Origin of the sequence: Amycolatopsis sp. lyj-23 (assembly GCF_046549135.1) — a bacterium.
Lineage (GTDB): Bacteria > Actinomycetota > Actinomycetes > Mycobacteriales > Pseudonocardiaceae > Amycolatopsis.
The window spans coordinates 1-3019 of sequence record NZ_JAJPWN010000043.1 but is presented as its reverse complement, the minus strand read 5'-3'; the positions used below and the strand labels follow the sequence as shown (position 1 = coordinate 3019).

The following is a 3019-nucleotide window of genomic DNA, read 5'->3' as shown; positions in this document are numbered from 1 at the left end:
GGTTACTGGTAACGACGCGTATTCGTTCGGCGCGTGTTCGTTGGCGGGGAAGTTGAACCTGCGGCCTGCTCATGAAGTGACGACAAAGCTCCGGATGGACGCAGGAGTTGATCAGTACAGGTAGCCTGTTGAGGTTCAGCTCGATGTGTGCTGTTAGTCAGAAGTAGCAAGGTGCTCGCGGACCAGGATGCCCCAACCTGAGTCCTTGGATGTGGCTGATTTAGTGGCCTGAGGGCGCACCGCCCATCCTCTCGGCCACTCGTGTCGCAGTCCTAGCACAGCGCCAGGCACAGCAAGAGTGGCCTGGGCCCCGAATAGATCGACTGTGGCGTGTTCGTCGAACGAGGCGCTGCCGGTGAAAGTGGCTTCGCTGAAGCGCGCGCTGATGAAAGTGCTCTTCTGGTTGGTCGGGACTGCGTCCTGGCGGTTCCTGGAGGCACTGTCGTTCAGCTGATTTTCATTGATCGGCGCATCTTGGGGGAAGGTAACCTTTGTGAAGCACGCCGTCTGGTCGAACGTGGTCCTCCCGAAGTACGCGAACCTGGTGAAGTTGGCGCTGTCAAACCAGGCACCACCGGCGAAGGTGGCGAGGTCGAACCTAGCGCTGGTGAGGGTGGTTCGGTTGAACCGCGCATCGCTGGTGAAGACGGCGTTGCTGAACCTTCCTTCGCTGGTGAAGGTGGCGTTGTCGAACGAGGCGCTGCCGGTGAAAGTGGCTCCGCTGAACTGTGCATCCCCAGTGAAGGTGGTCGACGAGAACTTGGTGCTACCGGTGAAGGTGGCATTGCGGAATGACACGTTCTCGCCTGGGACTCGGCAGTGGCTCCAGTCGAGGTCGATGAGGGTGGCGCCGGTGAGATCAATTGCCGCGTTGGGCCAGTAGCGGGGTAGTGGATTGCTCGTGTTGATCCTGGGGTTCAGGTGATCGGCCAGGACGCGTTGGACCGCGAGGCGAACCTCGCGTTCCTCGCGTCGGCGTTCGTAGCGAGCGAGGACCGCGTCGTCGGTGTCCGGGCCGGGGATGTCACCAGGCTCGAGGTAGGGCATGCGTAAGTAGGCGCACAGCACCTTCGAAATCGCAGGCTGCTGGTCTGGGGCGTGCCCGGCGAGACGTTCGAGTGCGTAGAGTCCTCCGAAACGGACCGGGGCTTTCTCCGAGCCGAGCTTGTCTACCGCGGTATCGAACAGTTCAGTCACGCGGCGTGCGGCCGCGTCTACCGCCGTGTCCCACGCGACTTTCAGTTGGAGTTGCTGGGTATCGGCAGCGACCTGTTCGGCGTGCCGTTGGACCCGTTCAGCGTGGACCTGCGCACGTTGCTTCAGCGCGAGGTCACGGCGCTTTTCCACCAGGTCTTGTTCGGTGGTTCGCTGTCGGCGTGCGGCCAGCAGGAGACCGACTGCGCCGCCGGCACCGAGCACGATCGTGCCAACGGCGCGGATTGAGTCCAGTCGGGTTTTGCTGGCCTCGCTGCCGTCACCGAAGTGCGTGAGCAACAGCCATGAGGAGACGCCTGCCAGGATGAGCAACAGCCAGGCGTACACCGCGATGGTGCGGCGAGACAGCACCCGAACAGGCGCTTTCCGGTCCTCGTCGCTGCGGTCATAGTCGGCCATGTTCTCCCTAGGGCTCGCCACCCCGCTGGTGGCCGGGTGTGGTCAAGATTGTCGGCGGCCGTTGCGCCAGGTGTAGCGGACTGGGCAAGGGCTTGGTCGAGGAATTCGCCGTACCTGGTGTCGCGGTCGCTGTCTTCCATGGCGTCGACCTCGCTCCGCACTCGGTGGGGCCGGTTGTCGGGCAGGTCGGTGTCGACCACGCGGTGGTTCTTAGCGGCGGGGTGTTTCCAGCCGGGCCCACAGCCGTGCGGACACGGCATCGCCATCTCACGGTGGATCTTGCCGCCGTTGCCGTCCGGCAGGGTTGTGTCCATGTCAAGACGCCCTCGTCCTCGCAGACAGGGTACCTATTTCGGGACGAGACCGAGTCCTCCACAGTTGCGGCAATAGTCCTTCCAGTTCGGTGCGGCCAGAGCCCAGGCACGCAGGACATTCCTGGTCTTCCACGGTAGACACCTTTCCGGGAGCGTGGTAGCCCCGACACGGGGTCGTCACCTGGTCAGGCGGCCTGCTGACCGGTCCCCGCTCGATCTGGGCGCCGGGTCAACCGGCGGGGTCATGAGCGTGATGGCGGCCCAGGTCAGATGCCCGCGAGCAGGTTCACCGCGACCGCCCAGTGCGCGCCGAGGTCGCTGGCCGAGACCGTGGCCAGGCGGGCGGGCAGCGCCGTGATGACCACGATGAGGCTCATCGCCACGTTCAGGATGACCGCGGAGAGGGCAGTGAAGCCGAAAAGGCTCACCAGCAGGTGTAACCGGAATTCGGCGCCGCCGAGGCCGATCATCCCGCCGAGAAGCCCGATCCCGGCACCGGCGACGAACACGAGCGGGACCGAGCGGCGCCGGGTTCCGGATGCGGTGGTGTCGTCGACGGTCATCGCGCTCCTTGTGACTGTGGTCGCTGGTGGTCGCCGGCGGCGTAGCGGGTCCAGGTGGATCCGGCTTGGATGGCGAGGGTTTCGGCCGTGCCGGGGTGGTAGCCGAGCATGCCGGCGACGACCGCGGCCGGTGCTTCGAGCAGCAGCTGGCGGATCGCGGCGGTGCGCGCGTCGAGGCCGGGCAGTCCGAGGTTCCGCAGCCGCAAACGCAGGGAAGTCGTGTGCAGCGGCTGGCCGGCCCGGCGTCCCGGGAACAGGAAGCGGCTATCCGGGTTGGCCGCGGAGAACATGTTGGGGCGGTTGGCGACGTAGTCGAGCAGCACGCCGGCGAAGGGCTGTGGCACCGGGATCGGTGGGTCGCCGAGCCGGAGCAGGACCTGGTCGTGCTCGCGCAGGACATCGTCGACGGTCAGCCGCGCGATCTTCACCAGTGGTTGTGCGTAGAGCAGAATCAGCAGTGCGAGCACCCGGTCGGCCGGCGGAATAGAGGTGTCGGTGAGCACGCGCCGGATGAACGCCAGGCGCTGG

At 65.5% G+C, this 3019-nt stretch carries 2 protein-coding genes and 1 pseudogene; all 3 read right to left on the bottom strand.

What is annotated here, in order from left to right:
* Positions 1 to 153 precede the first annotated feature (153 nt).
* A complete protein-coding gene (locus ACLJPY_RS50060) occupies positions 154 to 1614 on the bottom strand; it encodes a pentapeptide repeat-containing protein (RefSeq protein WP_410598077.1) in 1461 nt (486 codons plus the stop codon).
* A gap of 580 nt (positions 1615 to 2194) precedes the next feature.
* Positions 2195 to 2491, bottom strand: coding sequence for a hypothetical protein (locus ACLJPY_RS50055; RefSeq protein WP_410598076.1), 297 nt, complete (start codon positions 2489 to 2491; stop codon positions 2195 to 2197).
* Positions 2488 to 3019: pseudogene (locus ACLJPY_RS50050) on the bottom strand (hypothetical protein); the annotation flags it as partial. The pseudogene ACLJPY_RS50050 and the gene ACLJPY_RS50055, both read right to left, overlap by 4 nt.

What these genes read in the sequence shown, in the direction of transcription:
- ACLJPY_RS50060 (WP_410598077.1), bottom strand. Translation starts at nt 1,614, where the DNA reads ATGGCCGACTATGACCGCAGCGACGAGGACCGGAAAGCGCCTGTTCGG.
- ACLJPY_RS50055 (WP_410598076.1), bottom strand. Translation starts at nt 2,491, where the DNA reads ATGACCGTCGACGACACCACCGCATCCGGAACCCGGCGCCGCTCGGTC.